Origin of the sequence: Neorhizobium sp. AL 9.2.2 (assembly GCF_013317225.1) — a bacterium.
Classification (GTDB): Bacteria; Pseudomonadota; Alphaproteobacteria; order Rhizobiales; family Rhizobiaceae; genus Neorhizobium; species Neorhizobium soli.
This window is the reverse complement of record NZ_JAALXU010000007.1, coordinates 296,353-315,845: the sequence shown is the minus strand read 5'-3', so window position 1 is coordinate 315,845 and position 19,493 is coordinate 296,353. Positions and strand designations below refer to the sequence as shown.

The window sequence follows — 19,493 nt, the reverse complement described above, 5'->3', positions numbered from 1 at the left end:
TGCCGCAAACATTCGGGAGATGGGTTATGACGGGTCATGAATTCGAGATTTTCGGCACGACGAAGAGCGGCGAGGCGGTGCACCGGATCACGCTGTCGGGCGGCGGGCTGACAGCCCAGGTTCTCACCTGGGGTTCGGTTATCCAGGATCTGCGGCTTGCCGGCCACGAGCCGCCTCTGGTGCTGGGGTTCGACAATTTCGCAGACTATGAGGCCTACTCGCCCTATTTCGGCGCCACGCCTGGTCGCTGTGCCAATCGCATCGGCGATGGCCGCTTCTCAATCGACGGCACAGAATACCAGCTGGAACTCAACGAAGACGGCGTAACCCATCTGCACGGCGGATCCGACGGTATCGCCCGGCGCATTTGGTCGATCGTCGATCACGCGGAAGACCGAGTCGTGCTGCAGATCACCGACCCGGACGGACGCGCCGGATATCCCGGCAACTGCACCGTCACTGCGACCTACCAGCTGATGGAAGACGGGGTGCTTTCGGTGATCTACGACACGGTGACCGACCAGCCGACGCCCGCCAACGTCTGCCAGCACTCCTATTTCAATCTCGACGGTCGTCCCGACATTTTCGGCCACGACATGATGATCGCCGCGGCTGAGTTGACGGCGGTGGATGAAAGGATGGTGCCGACCGGCGTCCTGATGCCGCTTGCTGGCACCACGTTCGACCTGAGCGAGATGGGTCCGATCCAGCGCACCGGCGCCGATGGCGAACAGGTGAAGTTCGATCATAACTACTGCCTCTCGGAGGAGAGGACTGCCAAGCGCTCGGTCGCGCTTGCCCGCAGCCTGTATTCCGGCGTGCAGCTCGAAGTGCGCACCACGGAGCCGGGGATCCAGTTCTACGCGGGCTTCAAGCTCGCCTTGCCGGTGCCCGGCATGGAAGGCCGTCCCTACGCGCCTTACGCCGGCTTCTGCCTGGAAACCCAGGTCTGGCCCGATGCAATCAACCACGAGACTTTCCCCAATGCAGTGCTTCGCCCGGGCGAAACCCTGCGCCAGGAAACCGACTACGTGTTTTCGAAGAGCTGAGGCGATGAGGGCTGAGGCTGCCGAAAGGCGGCCTCAGTCTGGCTGCGAGGATGCAGGCAGCCAGCGAATGACGATAATAGACGAGGTACCCTACTGGGTACCAATACCGTTATTCGTTTTTTCGTCTGAAGGGAGAATTTGGAGCGGGCGAAGGGATTCGAACCCTCGACCCCAACCTTGGCAAGGTTGTGCTCTACCACTGAGCTACACCCGCTCATAAACCGTCGACCCGGTGGTAGTCTGGATCGTCGGTGCCGCTCGTTGCCGGCGACGGGCGGTATATGGCCCAGACTTTTTTTAAATGCAACAGGGAAATGACGATCTCGATGAAGAATTTTTCAGGCGCTTTGAAAGTCCCTGCGAAACAAGGGTTTGCGCCCAGGCGTGCATCTTGGCCGGTCGGAACAATCTGTCTATAGTCCGCCATCCTTACCCCGCCGGCCGGGGCCAACACCTCAAGAGCAGCCAAGATCGATCATGCCAAAAACTGCAGAAGACCTGTTCGCCTTTCTCGATAGCCTCGATATTGCCCACAAGACGAAAGCGCATGCACCGGTGTTTACGGTATCGGAATCAGCCAGTCTGCGTGACGAGGTCCCGGGCGGGCATACCAAGAACCTGTTCGTCAAAGACAAGAAGGACCAGTTCTTCGTCATCACGGTCGAAGAAAACGCCAGCGTCGATCTAAAGACCGTCCACAAGGTGATCGGTGCGTCCAGTCGCGTCTCGTTCGGCAATCCTGAAAAGATGCTGGAATTTCTCGGCGTCGTGCCGGGCTCCGTCACCGTGTTCGGCGCGCTGAACGACACGGATAACAACGTCACGTTCGTGCTCGACGAAGACCTCATGCGCGAAGAGGTGATCAATGGCCATCCACTCTCAAACGATGCGACGACGTCGATCGGTCGCGACGATCTTATCCGCTTTCTGGAGGCGACGGGCCATACGCCGCTTGTCTTGAAAGTGACGGGCTGACATACGATCTTTGCAATTCAGAGTAAGACATAATGCGCATCGGCCGTGTGCCGATTGGACTTTTTCCGGGAGAACACTTTCATGAGCGGCACGAACAATCCTTATGGTGGCTCCTATGGCGCCGGTAACTACGGCGGCCAAAACGCGACGGTGAACTTCGGTTCGACGCCTGCAGCGGCCCCAGCGCCCGCGGCTTCCTCTGCCCCTGCTGCTGCCGGTAGCTATATCTCGGACACGACAACCGCAGGCTTCGGCAAGGACGTGATCGAGGCATCGCGCAGCCAGCCGGTTCTCGTCGATTTCTGGGCGCCCTGGTGCGGTCCGTGCAAGCAGCTGACGCCCGTCATCGAAAAGGTCGTCAACGAAGCCCAGGGTCGCGTCAGGCTCGTCAAGATGAACATTGACGACCATCCCTCGATCGCGGGACAGCTCGGGATCCAGTCGATCCCGGCCGTGATCGCCTTTGCCGATGGCCGTCCGGTCGACGGGTTCATGGGTGCCATTCCGGAAAGCCAGATCCGCGAGTTCATCGAAAAGGTCGCAGGTCCAGAGGGCATGGACCAGGCGGCCGAGATCGAGGCGGTGCTCGGCGATGCGGAAACCCTGCTCGGACAGGACGATATCCAGGGTGCCGCACAGCTCTACGGCGCCGTGCTGCAGGCCGACCCGGAAAACCCCAAGGCTGCGGCCGGCATGATGCAGTGCCTGATCGGCATGGGCGAAACGGCCCGCGCCGGCGAGATGCTCGCCTCCCTGCCCGAAGAGATGGCTGCCGATCCCGCAATACAGGCGGTCGCCAAGAAGCTGGAGCAAATCGAGGAAGCCCGCAAGCTGGGTGACCCTATCGCACTCGAGCAGCAGCTTGCCGCCAACCCCGACGATCACGAGGCCCGCGTGAGCCTCGCCAAGATCCTCAACGTCCAGGGCGAACGCGAAAAGGCGGCCGATCACCTGCTGACCATCATGCGCAAGGACCGCACCTTCGACGACGATGGCGCGCGCCGCCAGCTGCTGCAATTCTTCGAGGTCTGGGGGCCGAAAGATCCAGCTACGATTTCCGGGCGCCGCCGCCTTTCGTCGATCCTGTTCTCCTGATTGTGTTGCCGATTGATCGCTAAGCCGGATCGCAGCCTTGCGTTCCGGCGACGATGCCCCACATTAGTTTTATAGGTTTGGCTGAACGGCCAGGTTTGGACAACGGCCAGATTCGGACAGACATTTTTGTCCGGTGAATGTGGTCTGGGAGGTATCGGACCAATGCATGTGGGAAACGCGCGCTATCTGAAGCGGGAGGATCTTCCGGAAACGATCCCGGTCTTTCCGCTGACTGGGGCTTTGCTCCTGCCGGGAGGCCAGCTTCCTCTCAATATCTTCGAGCCGCGTTATCTGTCCCTGTTCGATGCAGCGCTTGCGGGCGACAGGTTGATCGGTATCGTGCAGCCATCATTGATGGAACCGGACGAGCCGCTCGGCGGCGGGCGCTCGGCGCTGTCGTCGATCGGTTGCGCCGGCCGGATCACGTCCTTTGCCGAAACCGGCGATGGCCGCTACATCATTTCGCTCAGCGGGATCTGCCGCTTCAGGCTGCTCGATGAGATCGGTGGCGGCCATCCGTTCCGCAAATTCAGACACGCGCCGTTCCTGTCCGATCTGACCGACGAGGATGACGAAAAAGCCGTCAACCGGCCGGAACTGCTGCGGGTCTTCAAGGCCTATCTCGACGCCAACAAGCTGGAGGCGGACTGGGAAAGCATCGAGCGGGCCGGAAACCGGACGCTGGTGAATTCGCTGTCGATGATGTCGCCCTTCGGCCCTGCCGAGAAGCAGGCGCTTCTGGAGGCACCGGATCTGAAGAGCCGGGCTGATACGTTGATCGCAATCACCGAGATCCTGCTTGCGCAGGGATCCGGGACTGCGAACGTGCTGCAGTAAGGCAAAGACCGGTCATGGACGAAAAACTCAGCAAGGTGGACCCGAAACTGCTCGATCTTCTCGTCTGCCCGATGACCAAGGGCAGGCTGTCGCTCGATCGCGAAAACAACGAGCTCGTGTCGCAAGGCGCGCGGCTTGCCTATCCGATCCGCGACGGGATCCCGATCATGCTCATGTCGGAAGCCCGCAAGCTCGAGGACTAGCCTTCAGATCGAGCCGTGAGCAGCCTTCAGATTGATCGGCCGCTCAGCAGTTTCGGGTTATCCTTGACCGTCGTTCCGGCGGCCTGGCCGATGAAGAAATCCTTGATCTTCGGAAGCCGCTCCACGACGCCCAAGCCGAAATCGCGGGCGATACGGATTGGCGTGACGTCGTTGGAAAACAGCCGGTTCAGCACATCCGTCGTCACGCCCATCCGGAACGTATCGAAACGCCGCCACGACTGGTAGCGCTCGAGCACATTGAGCGAGCCGATGTCGAGGCCGAGGCGATCCGCCTCGACGATCGTCTCGGCAAGCGCTGCGACATCCTTGAAGCCGAGGTTGAGACCCTGGCCGGAGATCGGATGAATGCCGTGGGCGGCATCGCCGGCAAGCGCGAAGCGCGGTGCGACAAAGGCACGCGACAGGGTGAGGCTGAGCGGATAGGCCTTGCGACCGCCGACCAGCCGGATCTCGCCCAGCTTGTGGCCGAAGCGCCGCTGCAGCTCTTCCTCGAAGATCAAGTCGTCCGATGCCATCAGGCGCTCGGCGGCATCGGTGCGCTCCGTCCAGACCAGCGACGAGCGATTGTTGGTGAGCGGCAGGATGGCGAACGGGCCGGACGGCAGGAAATGCTCTTCCGCCACGCCTTCGTGGTCGCGTTCATGGGCAACCGTCGCGACGATGCCGGACTGGTCGTATGTCCAGTTGACAGTGCGGATACCGGCCATGTCGCGCAGCTTCGAGCGCACGCCGTCGCAGGCAACGAGAAGGCGGGTTTCCTCGGTCGAGCCATCGGAAAATTTCACGGTCGTATGCGTTGCGGTCGTCTCGAAGCCGGTGGCGGAAAGGCTGTGACGGATCGATACGCCGAGCCGTTCGGCGGCACCGCGCAGGGCGCGCACCATCGCGACGTTCGGCACCATATGGGCAAACGGCCTGCCTGCCTGGATCGTGCCGTCGAAGGTGAGAAAGACCGGGCGGACCGGATCGGATGTCCGGCTGTCGGTGACGATCATCCGGTTGATCGGCTGGGCGTGCGGCAATATTTCGTCCCAGGTGCCGAGGATGTCGAGCATCTGGCTGGCGGCCGCGATGATCGCGGAGGCTCGCTCGTCCTTTTCCCAGACACCGGCCGGTGCGGCCTCGACGACCTGGACCTCCAGATGCGGCGCCGCCTGCTTGACCGCGACCGCCGCCGCAAGGCCCACATAACCACCACCCACAACCAGCATGTCCAGCATTGCAAAACTCCCGAGCACGTCAAACACTTCGTGGCGTTTCCATTTGAGCTCGAAACGCTTAGCCTTAGATATAGATCATCAAGTGCCCGCTTCCTACCGCCGGAGTCCGTCTTAATGTCGAGTTCTTCTACCCCAATCGATCCCATCAGCGCACTGCTGACCGTACTCGACCTCGAAAAGCTGGAGGAGAACCTGTTTCGCGGCAGGACCGGCCCCGACACGGGATGGCAGAGAGTGTTCGGCGGACAGGTGATCGGCCAGGCGCTGGTTGCGGCACAGCGGACGGTCGCCAGCGATCGCTTCGTGCACTCGCTGCATGCCTATTTCCTGCGGCCTGGAGATCCGCTGGTGCCGATCATATACCAAGTGGAGCGTATCAGGGACGGGTCGAGCTTCACCACGCGACGGATTGTCGCCATCCAGCATGGTCATGCCATCTTTTCGATGTCCGCTTCGTTCCAGATCGAAGAAGGCGGTTACGACCATCAGATGTCGATGCCGCCCGTCGCCATGCCGGAAGAGCTGATGCCGGAAAGCGAATTCAAGCAGATGTTCCTGAAGCACGGCTCGGATGCCGTGCGCCGCTACTGGTCTCGCGAGCGTCCGATCGAGATGCGGCCGACGTCGCTTGCGCATTATCTGTCCAAGGAGAAGCTGGAGCCGCGCCAGGATATCTGGGTGAGGACCACCGGCCCGGTGCCGGACGACCGGGCGATCCAGGCAGCGCTGCTTGCCTATCTCTCCGACATGACGCTTCTCGATGCATCTCTCTATCCGCACGGCACCTCGATCTTCGATCCTACCATCCAGGCTGCGAGTATCGACCATGCGATGTGGTTCCACCGTCCGATCCGTTTCGACGACTGGCTGCTCTATTCGCAGGACAGTCCCAGCGCATCCGGCGCGCGCGGCATGACCCGCGGCGCAATCTACAGTCGATCCGGCGAGCTCGTCGCATCCGTCGCGCAAGAAGGTTTGATTCGTAAAAGAGCAAATGAATAATATTTGGGCATTTTGAGAAAACTGCACAAGTTTTCGCCGCAATTTGGCCGACGCGTTGCCCGTTATTTGGCGACGTTCTGAAAGGGTCATTCTTATCAATAGCTTAATATGGCTTCTCAAACTGGCATGACCCTTGAATGTGTCATGTCAGTCGCTGCTCTTGATCAGGCAGTGATCCAGGAGAATCGGCCCCGAGCCGAGCAACAAAGGATGGGAAGCCAGATGAAAATTGTAATGGCCATTATCAAGCCATTCAAGCTGGATGAGGTGCGCGAAGCCCTCACCGCTGTCGGTATCCAGGGCCTTACCGTGACCGAAGTAAAGGGCTACGGACGCCAGAAGGGACACACGGAAATCTACCGTGGGACGGAATATGCGGTCAGCTTCCTGCCGAAGCTGAAAATCGAGATCGCGGTTCCGACCGACCTCGTCGAAAAAGCCGTTGAAGCAATCGCCTCTTCCGCCAAGACCGGCCAGATCGGCGACGGCAAGATCTTTGTCTATTCGATCGAGCAGGCCGTGCGCATTCGCACCGGCGAAACCAATACTGAAGCGCTGTAAGAACGGCTGACAGGGGAGTCTTCAAGCTATGCAATTTACCAAATTTTCCACTCTCGGGCGCCTCGGTGCCGCGGCTGCGGCCTTCGCCGCGCCCGCCGTCGCCTTTGCGCAGGACGCTGCCGCACCGGCAGTCGCTGCCGCGGCTGCCGCCCCGGTTGCCGACAAGGGCGACACCGCGTTCATGTTCATCTGCACGCTTCTCGTGCTGTTCATGCTGATGCCGGGCATCGCCCTGTTTTACGGCGGCCTCGTCCGCACCAAGAACATGCTGTCGGTCCTGATGCAGTGCACCGTTGCCGGTGCCGCCATCATGATCATCTGGGTGACCTACGGCTATTCCTTTGCCTTCGGCGGCAGCACCTCCGCCTTCTGGGGTGGTACGGCGAAAATGTTCCTGTCGGGTGTCAACATGGACTCGACGGCTGCAACCTTCTCCGACGGCGTGGTCATTCCGGAATTCATCTTCGTGATGTTCCAGATGACCTTTGCGGCTCTGACGCCTGCACTGATCATTGGCGCCTTCGCCGAGCGCATCAAGTTCTCGGCTTCGATCCTGTTCTGCATCCTGTGGGTTACCTTCGTCTACTTCCCGATCGCCCACATGGTCTGGGACGCAAACGGCCTGATCTTCGGCTGGGGCGCGCTTGACTTTGCCGGCGGCACCGTCGTTCACATCAATGCAGGTCTTGCAGGTCTGATCGGTGCGATCATGGTCGGCAAGCGTACCGGCTACGGCAAGGACATGATGGCCCCGCATTCGATGACGCTGACGCTGGTCGGCGCTGCAATGCTCTGGGTCGGCTGGTTCGGCTTCAACGCAGGCTCCAACCTCGAAGCTTCGGGCGGCGCAATGCTCGCAACGGTCAACACCTTTGTTGCAACCGCTGCAGCCGTTCTCTCGTGGTGCGTTGTCGAAACCTTCACCCGCGGCAAGGCTTCGCTGCTCGGTGCTGTCTCGGGCATGATCGCCGGTCTCGTCGCCATCACGCCGGCTGCCGGCATTGCCGGTCCGATGGGCGCCATCGTCATGGGCCTGATCGTCTCGCCTCTGTGCTACTTCTTCGTTGCCGTCATCAAGAACAAGTTCGGCTATGACGACACGGCAGACGTGTTCGGCGTCCACGGCATCGGCGGCCTGTTCGGCGCTCTTGCCACGGGCATCTTCGCATCCGCCTCGCTCGGCGGTATCGGCTATGCCGAAGGCGTCACGATGGGCGGTCAGTTCATGACCCAGGTCTATGCCGTTCTCGTCACCATCGCGTGGTGCGGTATCGGCTCGCTGGTCATCTACAAGATCGTCGATCTCGTCGTCGGCCTGCGCGTCACCGTGGAAGCAGAACGCGAAGGTCTCGATCTCGCCTCGCACGGGGAAGCTGCCTACCACTCGTAGGAGGCTGCAACTGCCTCTCGAAGGCAGCGTCAATCTCTGATGGCCATCACTCAAGCCCGGGCCTTTGGTCCGGGCTTTTGCGTTTTGCCAAGCGAATTCCAGCCGATCAATCTTGGTTAAAGCCGCGTTAACCATCGCGGGGGTATTCTGCCTGGAATTGCGTGACCGGCCGAAACCTGCCGGTTCATGAAACAGGCGGTTTTTCAGGACGGCGGGCAGACAAGATGGGCAGAAGCAGTTCGGCGGCTATGGCAAATCGATCCACCCGCCTGGTACTCACAGCCTTTGTCTGGCGACAGGCGCTTGCGCTGACAGGCTTTGGCATTTTCACGCTGCTGGCGCTGGCGGTGGCAGCCCTTGCCACGTGGAATGTCGCAGATCCGAGTTTCTCCTACGCCACCGACAACCCGCCTGCCAATATCCTCGGCTTTTCGGGCGCAGCCTTCGCCGACCTGATGATGCAGTTCCTCGGACTTGCGAGCATCTTTGCGCTGCTTCCAATCCTTGCCCTGGCGCTCGCTCTGATTTCCGGGCGTCGTTACGACCGCATTCCGGCGCGGCTTGCAGCATGGGGCGGCGGTACGCTTCTCGCCTCGGCGACGCTCGGCTGCTTTCCTGCGCCGGCGACCTGGCCTATCCCGAACGGCATCGGCGGCGTCATTGGCGACATGATCCTGCGCTTTCCGGCTCTCTTCGTCGGCGCCTATCCGACCGGCATGGTCGCAACCGTGCTCGGCTGCATCTTTACCATTCCCTGCATCTGGCTGATGCTGTTTGCCTCAGGCTTTGTCGGCGAGGCCGTCGAGACGGAAAGCGATGACGACGATGCGCCCGTGGCTGCCGTCTCCGCGCGCAACCGTCAGGATGAGGACGATGACGGCGACGACAATGGCCTCTTCGGGGGCTTCCTGGCGTTCGGCGCACTGGCCCATTACTGGTATATCGCTCAGGCGCGCCTGCGGCGGCTGACTGGCGCAAAGCCCCGCGCCCGTGTCGGTTTCGACCAGCCCTATGATTTCAACGACGACGAATTCGGCACCCTGAACGAGCCGGTCCGTGCCAAACAGGCCTCTGCCGGTGGCAGAAGCCGGATGGAGCCGTCGCTCGATGGCGCACCGGAGCGGGTCCTGTCGCCACGCCGGATCGTATCTGCGCCGCCGATGCCCTCCAATGACGCGGATGACGACGATGATTCGTCGCTCGATACGGCAGACAATCCACGTCGCCCGGCCGGGATCCTTGCCGACCACGATGAGGATTTCGCGGCCGCGCGCGGGTCGAAATCTGCTGGCAACGGCTCTCCGCGCGTCGTCCCGGCGGCACCGCCTCCCAAGCCCAGCGCCCGCGTCGGTCGCGATGCGCAGGGCTCGTTCATCTCTGCCGACGGGTTCCAACTGCCCTCCGTGCACCTGCTTGCCGAACCAAAGGCGATTGCCCGCGATGCTTCGCTGTCGGCTGACGCGCTGGAGCAGAACGCCCGCATGCTGGAAGGCGTGCTGGAGGATTTCGGCGTCAAGGGCGAGATCATCCACGTCCGCCCGGGCCCTGTCGTGACACTCTACGAACTGGAACCTGCGCCGGGCATCAAGTCGTCCCGCGTGATCGGACTTGCCGACGATATCGCCCGCTCCATGAGCGCCATTGCTGCCCGTGTCGCGGTCGTTCCCGGCCGCAACGCGATCGGGATCGAGCTGCCGAACCGAATTCGCGAAACCGTCTATCTGCGCGAAATGATCGGCTCGAAGGATTTCGAAACCAGCAAGGCAAAGCTTGCCATGGCACTCGGCAAGACGATCGGGGGCGAGCCTGTTGTCGCCGATCTTGCCAAGATGCCGCATCTTCTCGTGGCCGGTACCACCGGTTCGGGTAAGTCGGTTGCGATCAACACGATGATCCTCTCGCTTCTCTATCGTTACACGCCGGAGAAGTGCCGCCTGATCATGATCGACCCCAAGATGCTTGAGCTTTCCGTCTATGACGGGATCCCACATCTCCTGTCTCCCGTCGTCACCGATCCGAAGAAGGCCGTTGTCGCGCTCAAATGGACCGTCCGCGAGATGGAAGAGCGCTACAAGAAAATGTCGAAGATCGGCGTGCGCAATATCGACGGGTTCAACTCGCGCGTCGAGCAGGCGATGGAGCGCGGCGAGGTTCTGACCCGTACCGTCCAGACCGGTTTCGATCGCCAGACCGGCGAGGCGGTTTACGAGACGGAAGAGTTCGACCTGCAGCCGATCCCCTATATCGTCGTCATCATCGACGAAATGGCCGACCTGATGATGGTGGCCGGCAAGGATATCGAAGGCGCTGTCCAGCGTCTGGCGCAGATGGCGCGTGCGGCCGGCATCCATGTGATCATGGCGACGCAGCGCCCCTCGGTCGATGTCATCACCGGCACGATCAAGGCCAACTTCCCGACCCGTATCTCCTTCCAGGTGACGTCGAAGATCGACAGCCGCACCATTCTCGGCGAGCAGGGTGCCGAACAGCTGCTGGGCCAGGGCGATATGCTCTATATGGCGGGCGGCGGTAGAATTCAGCGTGTCCACGGGCCTTTCGTCTCCGATACCGAGGTCGAAGAGATCGTCGCCTACTTGAAAACTCAAGGGTCGCCCCAATATCTCGAAGCTATCACGGCTGATGACGACGAGGATGGCGAGGGCGCAGGACCTGCCGGCACTTCCAACCTCTCCGACTCGGACGATCCTTACGACCAGGCGGTGGCGGTTGTGCTCAAAGACGGCAAGGCCTCCACATCCTACATCCAGCGCCGTCTCGGCATCGGCTACAACCGTGCGGCATCGCTGATCGAGCGGATGGAGCAGGAGGGCCTGATCGGCCCGGCCAACCATGCCGGAAAGCGCGAGATCCTCGTGCCGACCGAAGCGGATGTGCTGGATCGGTAAGGCCGGTAAAGCGGTCTTCAGGGGTTCGTGATCCGGCGCAAGCGGCCATCAAGACGCCGTGTTTCCACAACAGAAACACGGAAGGAGACCAGAATGACAGAACAAAAGACCACTCTTTCCAAAAGCATGACCGGACTTCTCGGCCGTCGCCAGTTCTCGCTCGGCCTTGCCGGCGGTGTTGCCGGGCTGCTGGTTGCGGGAGCGGCCAAGCCCGTTCTGGCGCAGGCCGCAGCCGGTGCCTCGGCTCAGCGGATCGCCGACCATTTCTCGTCGGTGAAGACGATGATGGGCGAGTTCGTTCAGTTCGGGCCACGCGGCGAACAGACCGGCGGCAAGTTCTTTATCGAGCGCCCCGGCAAGCTGCGCTTCAACTTCGAGGATCCGTCGCCGCTGCGCGTGATTGCCGATGGCCGCAACGTGGTCGTGGGCAACGTCAAGCTCAAGACCTGGGATATCTACCCGCTGTCGAAGACGCCGCTCAGCCTGCTCTTGTCCGAGCGCATCGATTTGACATCCGCGACCGTGCGCAGCGTGCGGGAAGAAACCGACCTCACGACGATCGTGCTCGGCAACAAGTCGATCTTCGGCGATTCGACCATCACCATGATGTTCGACACCAAGACATTCGACCTTCGCCAGTGGACGATCACCGACGCCCAGAACAAGGATACGTCCGTGATGGTCTATAACGTCCGCAACGGCGTGGCGATGGACGAGAGAGTGTTCACCATCCCCTACGATCAGGTGAAGTAAGACATATCGACTAGGACGGATCGCTTTTGGAGGGCTGCGGAAACGCGGCCCTTTTTGCTTTTACTGCTATCCGAAATTGCCTAGAGGTGATGCCCATCAGCGAGGGCAGGCATGACATTCTCCATCACCACCTGGAACATCAACTCGGTCCGGCTTCGCATGCCGATCGTGCAGCAGTTCATTACCCGCAACCAGCCGGACATTCTCTGCCTGCAGGAGATCAAGTGCCAGGAGCCTGAGTTTCCCTACCAGCCGCTGAGAGACCTCGGCTACGAGCATATCATCGTGCATGGCCAGAAGGGCTATCACGGCGTCGCCATCGCCTCGAGGATCCCGCTGTCGGAAGATCACCGCCAGAACTACTGCAATGTCGGCGATGCCCGGCACATCTCGGCGCTTTTCGGGACGGGTTCCCGGCGTATCCGGGTGCATAATTTCTACGTGCCTGCAGGAGGCGACGAGCCGGACCGGACGATCAATCCGAAATTCGGTCACAAGCTGGATTTTGTCGAAGAGATGAAGGTTTTGCAGGCCGATGCGACGCCCGGCATTTCGTCGATTCTCGTCGGCGATCTGAATATCGCACCGCTGGAGCACGATGTCTGGTCGCACAAGCAGCTTTTAAAGATCGTCAGTCACACGCCGGTCGAGACTGAGGGCATGAAGGAGATCATCTCCAAGGGCGGCTGGCTCGATCTGATGCGCCAGTACACGCCGGAGCCGGAAAAGATCTATACCTGGTGGAGCTACCGCGCCAAGGACTGGGAAGCCGCCAACAAGGGCCGCCGTCTCGATCATATCTGGTCATCGCCGGACCTTGGCCCGTTTCTCGACCGGATCGAGGTGCTGAAGGAAGCCCGAGGCTGGACCCAGCCATCGGACCACGTTCCGGTGACGGCAGTGTTCAAGTTCTAAGGAGCAGTCGTCTCAGCGGAACCGGTGCTGCATGGCGAGTGCTGCCTTGGCGAGGTTGACGATGTTGTCGCGGATCCGGTTTTCGATCAACCGCCCGACCTGAGGGTATTCTTCCAGCAGGCGTTCGAACAGCGAGCGGCCGATCCTGAGCGTTTCGGAATCCTCGGCGGCGATTGCCGTGAACTTGCGCTCGACCATGGTCACCAGCGCGAGCTCGGATAGAAGCGTGCCGGCCCCGACCGTCTTGTCGAGACGAACGGTGCCGTCGCGGGTGGTCGAGTAGAGGTCGAAACTACCTCTGCAGATGATGAAGGCGGATTCGGCGGGCGAGCGTTCGCGGAAAAGCTCCTGGCCTGTCGATGTCGAACGCCGTTCGGCACCGAACGCGATCAGCCGCAGCTGGTCGCTATCCAGTTCCCTGAAAAGCGGCACCTGCGACAGAAGCCGGATATCGTCGGACAGTGCCATTTTACGGGTTTGCGGTCTTCGGGGTTAAGGAACGATCTTGTATCCACCGTTTTCCGTCACCAGAATCTCAGCATTCGAGGGGTCGCGCTCGATCTTCTGTCTCAGACGATAGACATGGGTTTCCAGTGTATGCGTTGTAACGCCGGAATTATAGCCCCATACTTCTTCCAGAAGAATATCGCGTGTGACGACCTTCAGCCCTGCGCGATAGAGATAGCGGATGATCGCCGCTTCCTTTTCGGTCAGACGGATCTTCTTGCCATCGTCCGTGGTCAGAAGCTTCTGGCTCGGCTTGAACAGGTAGGGGCCGACGGTGAACGTGGCGTCCTCGCTCTGTTCGTACTGGCGAAGCTGGGCGCGGATACGCGCAAGCAGAACCGCAAAGCGGAACGGCTTCGTCACATAATCGTTGGCGCCGGCTTCGAGGCCGAGGATCGTGTCGGAATCGGTGTCGTGGCCGGTCAGCATGATGATCGGGGCCTTGAAGCCGTTCTTGCGCAGAACCTTGACCGCCTCGCGGCCGTCCATATCCGGCAAGCCGACATCCATGATCAGCAGATCGACCTGGGTCGCCTTGGCGGTATTGACCGCCTTGGTTGCATTGGCTTCCTGCAGGATCGAGAATTCGTCGTAGAAGCCGAGCTGCTCCACAAGGGTCTCGCGCAGATCATCGTCGTCATCGACCAGCAGTATCGTTCTCGCCATGCAGTTCTTGCCTTCCGTAGCGCCTATTGCGTTTGTAAGACGTATCTAGGGATCTTCGATGTAAAACCCAACCCGCTATGAATTCAAACGAAATCATATTCAAAGCAAAACCTTGTGAGTGAAATGCATCGTTTTCTCGAGAAAGATCACAAAACCGGACCCGTCGTCGTGGTTCGTACCGCGCCGCGTGACCGCCGGCGTGCCATCGTGACATGCAGCGGGATCACCGTCCAGGCAGCGCTGGGGCGATCCGGGACGACGGCGTTCAAGCGGGAAGGCGACGGGGGAACGCCGATTGCCGCGATGCGGATCATCAGCGGCTTCATCCGCGGCGACCGTCTTTCGGTGCCGGCCACGCGGCTTCCGCTTCGCCGCATCGGCCGCGACATGCTCTGGTGCGACGAGCCGAAGCACCCGGCCTACAACCGCCTGGTGAAGGCCCCGTTCAAACCCTCTCACGAGGAGATGCAACGGGCAGACGAACTCTACGATATCTGCCTCGTGCTCGACTGGAACATCACCTCGCGCAAGCGCCACGGCGGCTCGGCCATCTTCTTCCACCTGATCCGCCCGGGTTACAAGCCCACCGCCGGCTGCGTCGCGGTTCACCCGCGCGACATGAAGCGGCTGCTGCCGTTTCTGCGCAAGGGGACGCTTGTGCGGGTGCTGGGGTGAGGGTGCTGGGATAGGCTACCGGCCGATGGCAATCGCACCGGCCGCCACGATGAGCCCGGCCACGATGCGCTTCGGTGTGAGTGTCTCGCCGAGGAACAGCCTGCCGATGATCATCGCGAAGACCACGCTCGTTTCGCGGATTGCGGTGATGGGACCGGCAGGTCCCATGGAGTAGGCGATGATGACGACGCCATAGGCGATCAGCACGAAGATGCCGGCCAGCAGGGCCTTGCGGGTTTCCCGCTCGCGGATGTCCAGGCGCAAGCGGCCCCGCATCAGCGTATACGCGACAATCAGAAGCACGCCATAGGTGAACAGCACCCAGGCGGCATAGGCACCCGGATCGGCCAGATAGCGTACGCCGATGGAATCAACCGTCGCGTAGGTGGCGATGATTAGGCCGGTCAGCAGCGCCCACAAAATGGACGTGGTCGGCGCGCGCTGGCTGCCGGTCGAGAGGCTCATGATGCCAGCCGCTACCAGGATGACGCCGAGAATCTGGGAAGAGGTGAGCGTTTGTCCCATCATCAGGAAGCCGCCGAGTGACACCAGAAGCGGCACGGAGCCGCGCACGATCGGGTAGACCTGTCCGAGGTCGCCCAGCCGGTAGGCGAAGACGAGGAAGATGCTGTAGGCCACCTGCAGCATCGATGAGGCGAGGATAAACCCGAGGCCTGCGGCCGTCGGCCATGGAAACCACAGCATGACCGGGAGAGCGGCGAGAATGCCCGTGATGCCCATCACGGTGATCGACCATAGCCTGTCGGCGCCCGAGCGCAGGAATGCATTCCAGCTGGCATGCATGACGGCGGCTGTAAGCGCCAGCGCGATGACGGTCGGGCTCATTGCTTGGCGATCCTTCCGGCCCGCGGCAAAAGACGGAGCGGGCAGACAGGCATTGCCGTACCGATCTCCTTAAAAATCTACCGTATTGGCGCGTCCCGAAAGGTCAAACGTGTTTTCCTGAACCGGCTGTGAGCGCTGCTCATCGCAGCAAAAAGCCGCCGGATGCTTTCACATCCAGCGGCTTCGCTTGTCTGGCATGAAGAGCCTTCAGCCTATTTCCAGTCGCGGATATCCACGAAGCGACCGGCGACGGCGGCAGCTGCTGCCATGGCCGGTGAGACCAGGTGGGTGCGGCCCTTGGAGCCCTGACGGCCCTCGAAATTGCGGTTCGAGGTCGAAGCGCAGCGTTCATAGGGGTTGAGGCGATCGTCGTTCATGGCAAGGCACATGGAGCAGCCCGGCTCGCGCCAATCGAAACCGGCATTCTTGAAGATCCGGTCGAGACCTTCGGCTTCCGCCTGTTCCTTGACGAGGCCGGAGCCCGGAACGACCATGGCCGAGACAGTGGGCGCCACGGTCTTGCCTTCGACCATCTTTGCCGCAGCGCGCAGATCCTCGATGCGTCCGTTGGTGCAGGAGCCGATGAAGACGCGATCGATGGTGATGTCGGTCATCTTCGTGCCCGGCGTCAGGCCCATATACTCGAGTGCGCGCCATTTGGAGGTGCGCTTGTTCTCGTCCTTGATCTGGTCCGGATCCGGCACCGTGCCTTCGATCGTGGTCACGTCCTCGGGCGAGGAGCCCCAGGAAACGATCGGGGGCAGGGCGGCTGCGTCCAGCACCACGACCTTGTCGTAATGGGCGCCTTCGTCCGTGTGCAGCGTCTTCCAGTAGTCGACGGCCATATCCCAGGCGGTGCCCTTCGGCGCGCGCGGCTTGCCCTTGATATACTCGAACGTCGTCTCGTCAGGAGCGATCAGGCCGGCACGAGCGCCACCTTCGATCGTCATGTTGCAGACGGTCATGCGGCCTTCCATGGAGAGCGACCGGATCGCCTCGCCGGCGAACTCGATGACGTGTCCGGTGCCGCCGGCCGTGCCGATCTCGCCGATAATCGACAGGATGACGTCCTTTGCCGTGACGCCGGCGGGCAGTTTGCCGTCGACGCGGACCAGCATGTTCTTTGCTTTTGTCTGCAGCAGCGTCTGGGTGGCCAGAACGTGCTCCACTTCCGATGTGCCGATCCCGTGCGCCAGCGAACCGAAGGCGCCGTGCGTCGAGGTATGGCTGTCACCGCAGACGATCGTCATGCCCGGCAGGGTAAAACCCTGTTCCGGCCCGACGATATGGACGATACCCTGGCGGACATCGCTTTCGGAAAAGTATTCGACGCCGAAATCCCTGGCGTTTTCCGCCAGCGCCTCGACCTGGATGCGGCTCTCCTCGTTCTTGATCCCGAGGTGACGGTCAGGCGAGGTCGGCACGTTGTGGTCGACGACGGCGAGCGTGCGCTGTGGCGAGCGCACCTTGCGTCCGGCAAGGCGCAGGCCCTCGAAGGCCTGCGGGCTCGTCACCTCATGCACCAGGTGACGGTCGATATAGAGAAGACAGGTATCGTTTTCATCGCGGGAGACGACGTGGTCGTCCCAGATCTTGTCATACAAAGTACGAGGTGCGCTCATGGCTGCGGTCCAATAAGATTGAGAATGGGTGGGGAAATAGAGGCGGCATCTTAGGCCGCGCCGGACATGTCTGCCCGGTCAGCTAAGTCGGCTGCATAGAGCGCCGGATACGCGCGCAAAAAAGCGTGACGGCAGACGCTTGTGGTCCTGCAGCACGATCATGCGGTTCGCGAGACATCCGAATTTCGATCCCATGGCAAAGGGTGTAGCAGTTTTTTGAATTCTCGGCAATTGCCTCCAGAAAACGTACATGCGAGAACGCTACTAAAGGATCCCCCTTATCGGGGGTCGGTCTGCAGCGCCTCCCGGGCCTGAAAGAGGAGACGAGAATGGCTTTGCCAGCCCAGCTTCCCGACAACGAGGCTGAACGCCTGCTCTCTGTGCGGGCCCTGATTTCCGCCGACGGACCCTCCACGCCGGAGCTCGAGGCGCTGGTGAAGCTTGCCAAGGATGTGTTCACGACGCCTTATGCGGCCGTCAACATCGTCGACGCCGATTGGCATCGGGTGGCCTGCCAAGTTGGCATTCGAACGAGCGAATGCCCGCGCGACATTTCGATCTGCTCCCGTGTCGTGTTCGACAACGAGGTCGTGGTGGTTCCCGATCTTGCCCGGCATCCGGAACTGCGCGATCTTCCTTATGTGCTGGGCGAGCCGGGTTTCAGGTCCTATGCCGGTGCGCCGGTCGCGCTGGAGCCGGGTCTTCCTGTTGGTGCCTTCTGCCTTCTCGATACGGAGCCGCGCGAATTCAGCGACCGGGAGATTGCCAATCTCATGCATTTCGCCGAGGTGGCGAGCGGTCTTTTGCGGCTGCAGAAGGCAAATCATGTGATGGGTTTTGCCGAGGAAAAGCTGCGGCTGGCCGCAATCACCGATCCGATGACCGGGTTCTACAATCGCGCGGCGCTGGTCTCGATCGTCGACGGCATGCTGGCCGATGCATTTTCGGCGCAGCAGACGGTCGGCATTCTCTACATGGATATGGACGGGTTCAAGACGATCAACGACACGCTCGGCCATCCCGCGGGCGATGAAGTGCTGAAGCAGGCGGCGCAACGCATTACCGAATGCCTCGGTGTCCAGGAAATTGCCGTCCGGATGGGTGGCGACGAGTTCGCCGTCTTTGTTCCGAACCTTGCCAATGCCGATGCGCTGGCCGGTCTTTCGGAACGCCTCGTGAAACGGTTCCGCAGCCCGTTTGCCGTGGGCAGGCATATCGTCAATGCACGTCTGAGCGTGGGTGCTGCCCTCGCACCGCATGCAGGGTCGGATCGCCTCAGCCTTTTGCAGGCCGTGGACGAAGCGCTGTACGAGGCGAAGGCCTCCGGCCGCGACAGGTTCGTCCTCAGGTCCTCCTGACGGCGGCGAATGCGGGCGATGCCTTCTATCGACGGCTTGCCTTTCTGATCCCCTGTTCCCGCATCCTCTTTTCGACTTGCCGCAAGGCAATCGACAAGCCGATCGTCAGGATCAGGTAGATATAGGCGACGATCGAATAGGTTTCGAAAAACCGGAACGAGCCGGACGCATAGATCTTGCCGGCCTGGCTGATATCGGCCACGCCGAGAACCGAAACGAGAGAACTGTCCTTCACCATGGCAACGAAGTCGTTCGAGAGGGGTGGGAAGATCACCCGTATCGCCTGCGGGAATACGACAAGGCGAAAGCGCTGACCCCGCGTCAGCCCGAGCGCCATGGCCGCTTCGACCTGGCCGCGATCGATGGACTGGAAACCGGCGCGAAAGATCTCGGCGATAAAGGCCGAATAGCCGATCGTCAGCGCAATGATCGCTCGCCACATCAGCGACAGATCGCGGACCTGCATCGGCTCCAGCCAGCCGCCGTCGACCAATGGCGTGATCAGGACATTGTAAAAACCGACGATCGCCGGTGCGCCAGCAAAGGCAATGTAGAATAAAAGCACCAGGATCGGGATGCCGCGCACGACTTCCACATAGAAGCGCGCCGCTTGCCGGAGGGCCAGGCGATCGGAAAGGCCCGCAAGGGCGATGGCCAGCCCCAGAGCGGTGGCAAGCACGAAGGCCGTGACCGTCACGAACACCGTCACCCAGATGCCGCGCGAGACGGTGGCGAAAACCTGGGCATAGAGATCGTTGACGACGATCACGGCTGCGAGCGCGAGGCCTATGACGACGACGGCTGCGAGCCACCACGGACGATCACCATCGCCGCCCGATGTCGGCAGGGTCTGAAAGGTCATCAGGTTTCGACCCTGTCCGCGAAGCCTGCC

20 protein-coding genes and 1 tRNA gene are annotated in these 19,493 nt (G+C 61.2%); 13 read left to right on the top strand and 8 right to left on the bottom strand.

What is annotated here, in order from left to right; all coding sequences use genetic code 11:
- The first annotated feature begins 26 nt into the window (after positions 1-26).
- Entirely contained in the window at positions 27-1,049 is a 1,023-nt protein-coding gene (locus G6K99_RS16465) for an aldose epimerase family protein (RefSeq protein WP_062462241.1), read from the top strand.
- A 139-nt stretch (positions 1,050-1,188) separates the two neighbouring features.
- Here the strand turns inward: G6K99_RS16465 and G6K99_RS16460 are convergent.
- Together G6K99_RS16460 and G6K99_RS16455 are read right to left on the bottom strand one after the other, a co-directional pair.
- Positions 1,189-1,263 (bottom strand) — tRNA-Gly (locus G6K99_RS16460).
- A complete protein-coding gene (locus G6K99_RS16455) occupies positions 1,264-1,476 on the bottom strand; it encodes a hypothetical protein (RefSeq protein ID WP_162734794.1) in 213 nt (70 codons plus the stop codon). It abuts the tRNA gene before it with no gap.
- Positions 1,477-1,526: 50 nt separating this feature from the next.
- On the opposite strand from G6K99_RS16455, the gene G6K99_RS16450 reads away from it, so the two are divergent.
- The 4 genes from G6K99_RS16450 (at position 1,527) to G6K99_RS16435 (ending at position 4,159) form a co-directional block, all read left to right on the top strand.
- A complete protein-coding gene (locus tag G6K99_RS16450) occupies positions 1,527-2,024 on the top strand; it encodes a prolyl-tRNA synthetase associated domain-containing protein (RefSeq protein ID WP_174197176.1) in 498 nt (165 codons plus the stop codon).
- Between the two features lie 81 nt (positions 2,025-2,105).
- Positions 2,106-3,119 (top strand): thioredoxin, encoded by a 1,014-nt coding sequence (trxA, locus tag G6K99_RS16445; RefSeq protein WP_174197175.1) that lies wholly within the window; start codon positions 2,106-2,108, stop codon positions 3,117-3,119.
- Positions 3,120-3,281: 162 nt separating this feature from the next.
- Positions 3,282-3,956, top strand: a complete 675-nt coding sequence (locus G6K99_RS16440) for an LON peptidase substrate-binding domain-containing protein (protein WP_062462253.1) — start codon at positions 3,282-3,284, stop codon at positions 3,954-3,956.
- A gap of 14 nt (positions 3,957-3,970) precedes the next feature.
- Positions 3,971-4,159 (top strand): Trm112 family protein, encoded by a 189-nt coding sequence (locus G6K99_RS16435; RefSeq protein WP_062462256.1) that lies wholly within the window; start codon positions 3,971-3,973, stop codon positions 4,157-4,159.
- 26 nt (positions 4,160-4,185) lie between these two features.
- Here G6K99_RS16435 and G6K99_RS16430 read toward each other — a convergent pair whose 3' ends face one another.
- Positions 4,186-5,400, bottom strand: a complete 1,215-nt coding sequence (locus G6K99_RS16430; protein WP_062581587.1) for a ubiquinone biosynthesis hydroxylase — start codon at positions 5,398-5,400, stop codon at positions 4,186-4,188.
- A gap of 114 nt (positions 5,401-5,514) precedes the next feature.
- On the opposite strand from G6K99_RS16430, the gene tesB reads away from it, so the two are divergent.
- The 6 genes from tesB to G6K99_RS16400 all read left to right on the top strand — a co-directional run bounded on the left by tesB (position 5,515) and on the right by G6K99_RS16400 (position 12,927).
- Complete coding sequence (gene tesB / locus G6K99_RS16425) at positions 5,515-6,402, top strand: acyl-CoA thioesterase II (RefSeq protein WP_174197174.1); 888 nt, start codon at positions 5,515-5,517, stop codon at positions 6,400-6,402.
- 210 nt (positions 6,403-6,612) lie between these two features.
- Positions 6,613-6,963 (top strand): P-II family nitrogen regulator, encoded by a 351-nt coding sequence (locus tag G6K99_RS16420; protein WP_062462263.1) that lies wholly within the window; start codon positions 6,613-6,615, stop codon positions 6,961-6,963.
- Between the two features lie 28 nt (positions 6,964-6,991).
- Positions 6,992-8,353 carry an ammonium transporter gene (locus G6K99_RS16415; RefSeq protein WP_062462266.1) on the top strand — a complete coding sequence of 454 codons (1,362 nt, stop codon included), beginning with the start codon at positions 6,992-6,994 and terminating at the stop codon, positions 8,351-8,353.
- 224 nt (positions 8,354-8,577) lie between these two features.
- Positions 8,578-11,259 carry a DNA translocase FtsK gene (locus G6K99_RS16410; RefSeq protein ID WP_174197173.1) on the top strand — a complete coding sequence of 894 codons (2,682 nt, stop codon included), beginning with the start codon at positions 8,578-8,580 and terminating at the stop codon, positions 11,257-11,259.
- A 93-nt stretch (positions 11,260-11,352) separates the two neighbouring features.
- The gene (locus G6K99_RS16405) at positions 11,353-12,012 is read left to right on the top strand and encodes an outer membrane lipoprotein carrier protein LolA (RefSeq protein ID WP_062581593.1); all 660 of its coding nucleotides are present in this window, start codon (positions 11,353-11,355) and stop codon (positions 12,010-12,012) included.
- A gap of 111 nt (positions 12,013-12,123) precedes the next feature.
- Entirely contained in the window at positions 12,124-12,927 is an 804-nt protein-coding gene (locus G6K99_RS16400; protein WP_062581595.1) for an exodeoxyribonuclease III, read from the top strand.
- 12 nt (positions 12,928-12,939) lie between these two features.
- Here G6K99_RS16400 and G6K99_RS16395 read toward each other — a convergent pair whose 3' ends face one another.
- Complete coding sequence (locus G6K99_RS16395; RefSeq protein WP_174197172.1) at positions 12,940-13,395, bottom strand: cyclic nucleotide-binding domain-containing protein; 456 nt, start codon at positions 13,393-13,395, stop codon at positions 12,940-12,942.
- Between the two features lie 24 nt (positions 13,396-13,419).
- Complete coding sequence (locus tag G6K99_RS16390) at positions 13,420-14,100, bottom strand: response regulator transcription factor (protein ID WP_062462280.1); 681 nt, start codon at positions 14,098-14,100, stop codon at positions 13,420-13,422.
- Positions 14,101-14,223: 123 nt separating this feature from the next.
- Here G6K99_RS16390 and G6K99_RS16385 point away from each other — a divergent pair, with 123 nt between their 5' ends.
- Positions 14,224-14,775 carry a L,D-transpeptidase gene (locus tag G6K99_RS16385; protein WP_174197171.1) on the top strand — a complete coding sequence of 184 codons (552 nt, stop codon included), beginning with the start codon at positions 14,224-14,226 and terminating at the stop codon, positions 14,773-14,775.
- 15 nt (positions 14,776-14,790) lie between these two features.
- Here G6K99_RS16385 and G6K99_RS16380 read toward each other — a convergent pair whose 3' ends face one another.
- Entirely contained in the window at positions 14,791-15,621 is an 831-nt protein-coding gene (locus G6K99_RS16380; RefSeq protein ID WP_092659253.1) for an EamA family transporter, read from the bottom strand.
- 212 nt (positions 15,622-15,833) lie between these two features.
- Positions 15,834-17,243, bottom strand: a complete 1,410-nt coding sequence (leuC, locus tag G6K99_RS16375) for a 3-isopropylmalate dehydratase large subunit (protein ID WP_174197170.1) — start codon at positions 17,241-17,243, stop codon at positions 15,834-15,836.
- A gap of 329 nt (positions 17,244-17,572) precedes the next feature.
- On the opposite strand from leuC, the gene G6K99_RS16370 reads away from it, so the two are divergent.
- Positions 17,573-18,601 (top strand): sensor domain-containing diguanylate cyclase, encoded by a 1,029-nt coding sequence (locus G6K99_RS16370; protein WP_174197169.1) that lies wholly within the window; start codon positions 17,573-17,575, stop codon positions 18,599-18,601.
- A gap of 25 nt (positions 18,602-18,626) precedes the next feature.
- Here G6K99_RS16370 and G6K99_RS16365 read toward each other — a convergent pair whose 3' ends face one another.
- Complete coding sequence (locus G6K99_RS16365; RefSeq protein ID WP_113111702.1) at positions 18,627-19,463, bottom strand: amino acid ABC transporter permease; 837 nt, start codon at positions 19,461-19,463, stop codon at positions 18,627-18,629.
- Positions 19,464-19,493 lie beyond the last annotated feature (30 nt).

Coding starts and splice junctions, on each gene's coding strand:
- G6K99_RS16370 (WP_174197169.1), top strand. CDS start 17,573: ATGGCTTTGCCAGCCCAGCTTCCCGACAACGAGGCTGAACGCCTGCTC.
- tesB (WP_174197174.1), top strand. CDS start 5,515: ATGTCGAGTTCTTCTACCCCAATCGATCCCATCAGCGCACTGCTGACC.
- G6K99_RS16450 (WP_174197176.1), top strand. CDS start 1,527: ATGCCAAAAACTGCAGAAGACCTGTTCGCCTTTCTCGATAGCCTCGAT.
- G6K99_RS16405 (WP_062581593.1), top strand. CDS start 11,353: ATGACAGAACAAAAGACCACTCTTTCCAAAAGCATGACCGGACTTCTC.
- G6K99_RS16465 (WP_062462241.1), top strand. CDS start 27: ATGACGGGTCATGAATTCGAGATTTTCGGCACGACGAAGAGCGGCGAG.
- G6K99_RS16400 (WP_062581595.1), top strand. CDS start 12,124: ATGACATTCTCCATCACCACCTGGAACATCAACTCGGTCCGGCTTCGC.
- G6K99_RS16430 (WP_062581587.1), bottom strand. CDS start 5,400: ATGCTGGACATGCTGGTTGTGGGTGGTGGTTATGTGGGCCTTGCGGCG.
- G6K99_RS16390 (WP_062462280.1), bottom strand. CDS start 14,100: ATGGCGAGAACGATACTGCTGGTCGATGACGACGATGATCTGCGCGAG.
- G6K99_RS16365 (WP_113111702.1), bottom strand. CDS start 19,463: ATGACCTTTCAGACCCTGCCGACATCGGGCGGCGATGGTGATCGTCCG.
- G6K99_RS16385 (WP_174197171.1), top strand. CDS start 14,224: ATGCATCGTTTTCTCGAGAAAGATCACAAAACCGGACCCGTCGTCGTG.
- trxA (WP_174197175.1), top strand. CDS start 2,106: ATGAGCGGCACGAACAATCCTTATGGTGGCTCCTATGGCGCCGGTAAC.
- G6K99_RS16435 (WP_062462256.1), top strand. CDS start 3,971: ATGGACGAAAAACTCAGCAAGGTGGACCCGAAACTGCTCGATCTTCTC.
- G6K99_RS16415 (WP_062462266.1), top strand. CDS start 6,992: ATGCAATTTACCAAATTTTCCACTCTCGGGCGCCTCGGTGCCGCGGCT.
- leuC (WP_174197170.1), bottom strand. CDS start 17,243: ATGAGCGCACCTCGTACTTTGTATGACAAGATCTGGGACGACCACGTC.
- G6K99_RS16455 (WP_162734794.1), bottom strand. CDS start 1,476: ATGGCGGACTATAGACAGATTGTTCCGACCGGCCAAGATGCACGCCTG.
- G6K99_RS16420 (WP_062462263.1), top strand. CDS start 6,613: ATGGGAAGCCAGATGAAAATTGTAATGGCCATTATCAAGCCATTCAAG.
- G6K99_RS16410 (WP_174197173.1), top strand. CDS start 8,578: ATGGGCAGAAGCAGTTCGGCGGCTATGGCAAATCGATCCACCCGCCTG.
- G6K99_RS16440 (WP_062462253.1), top strand. CDS start 3,282: ATGCATGTGGGAAACGCGCGCTATCTGAAGCGGGAGGATCTTCCGGAA.
- G6K99_RS16395 (WP_174197172.1), bottom strand. CDS start 13,395: ATGGCACTGTCCGACGATATCCGGCTTCTGTCGCAGGTGCCGCTTTTC.
- G6K99_RS16380 (WP_092659253.1), bottom strand. CDS start 15,621: ATGAGCCCGACCGTCATCGCGCTGGCGCTTACAGCCGCCGTCATGCAT.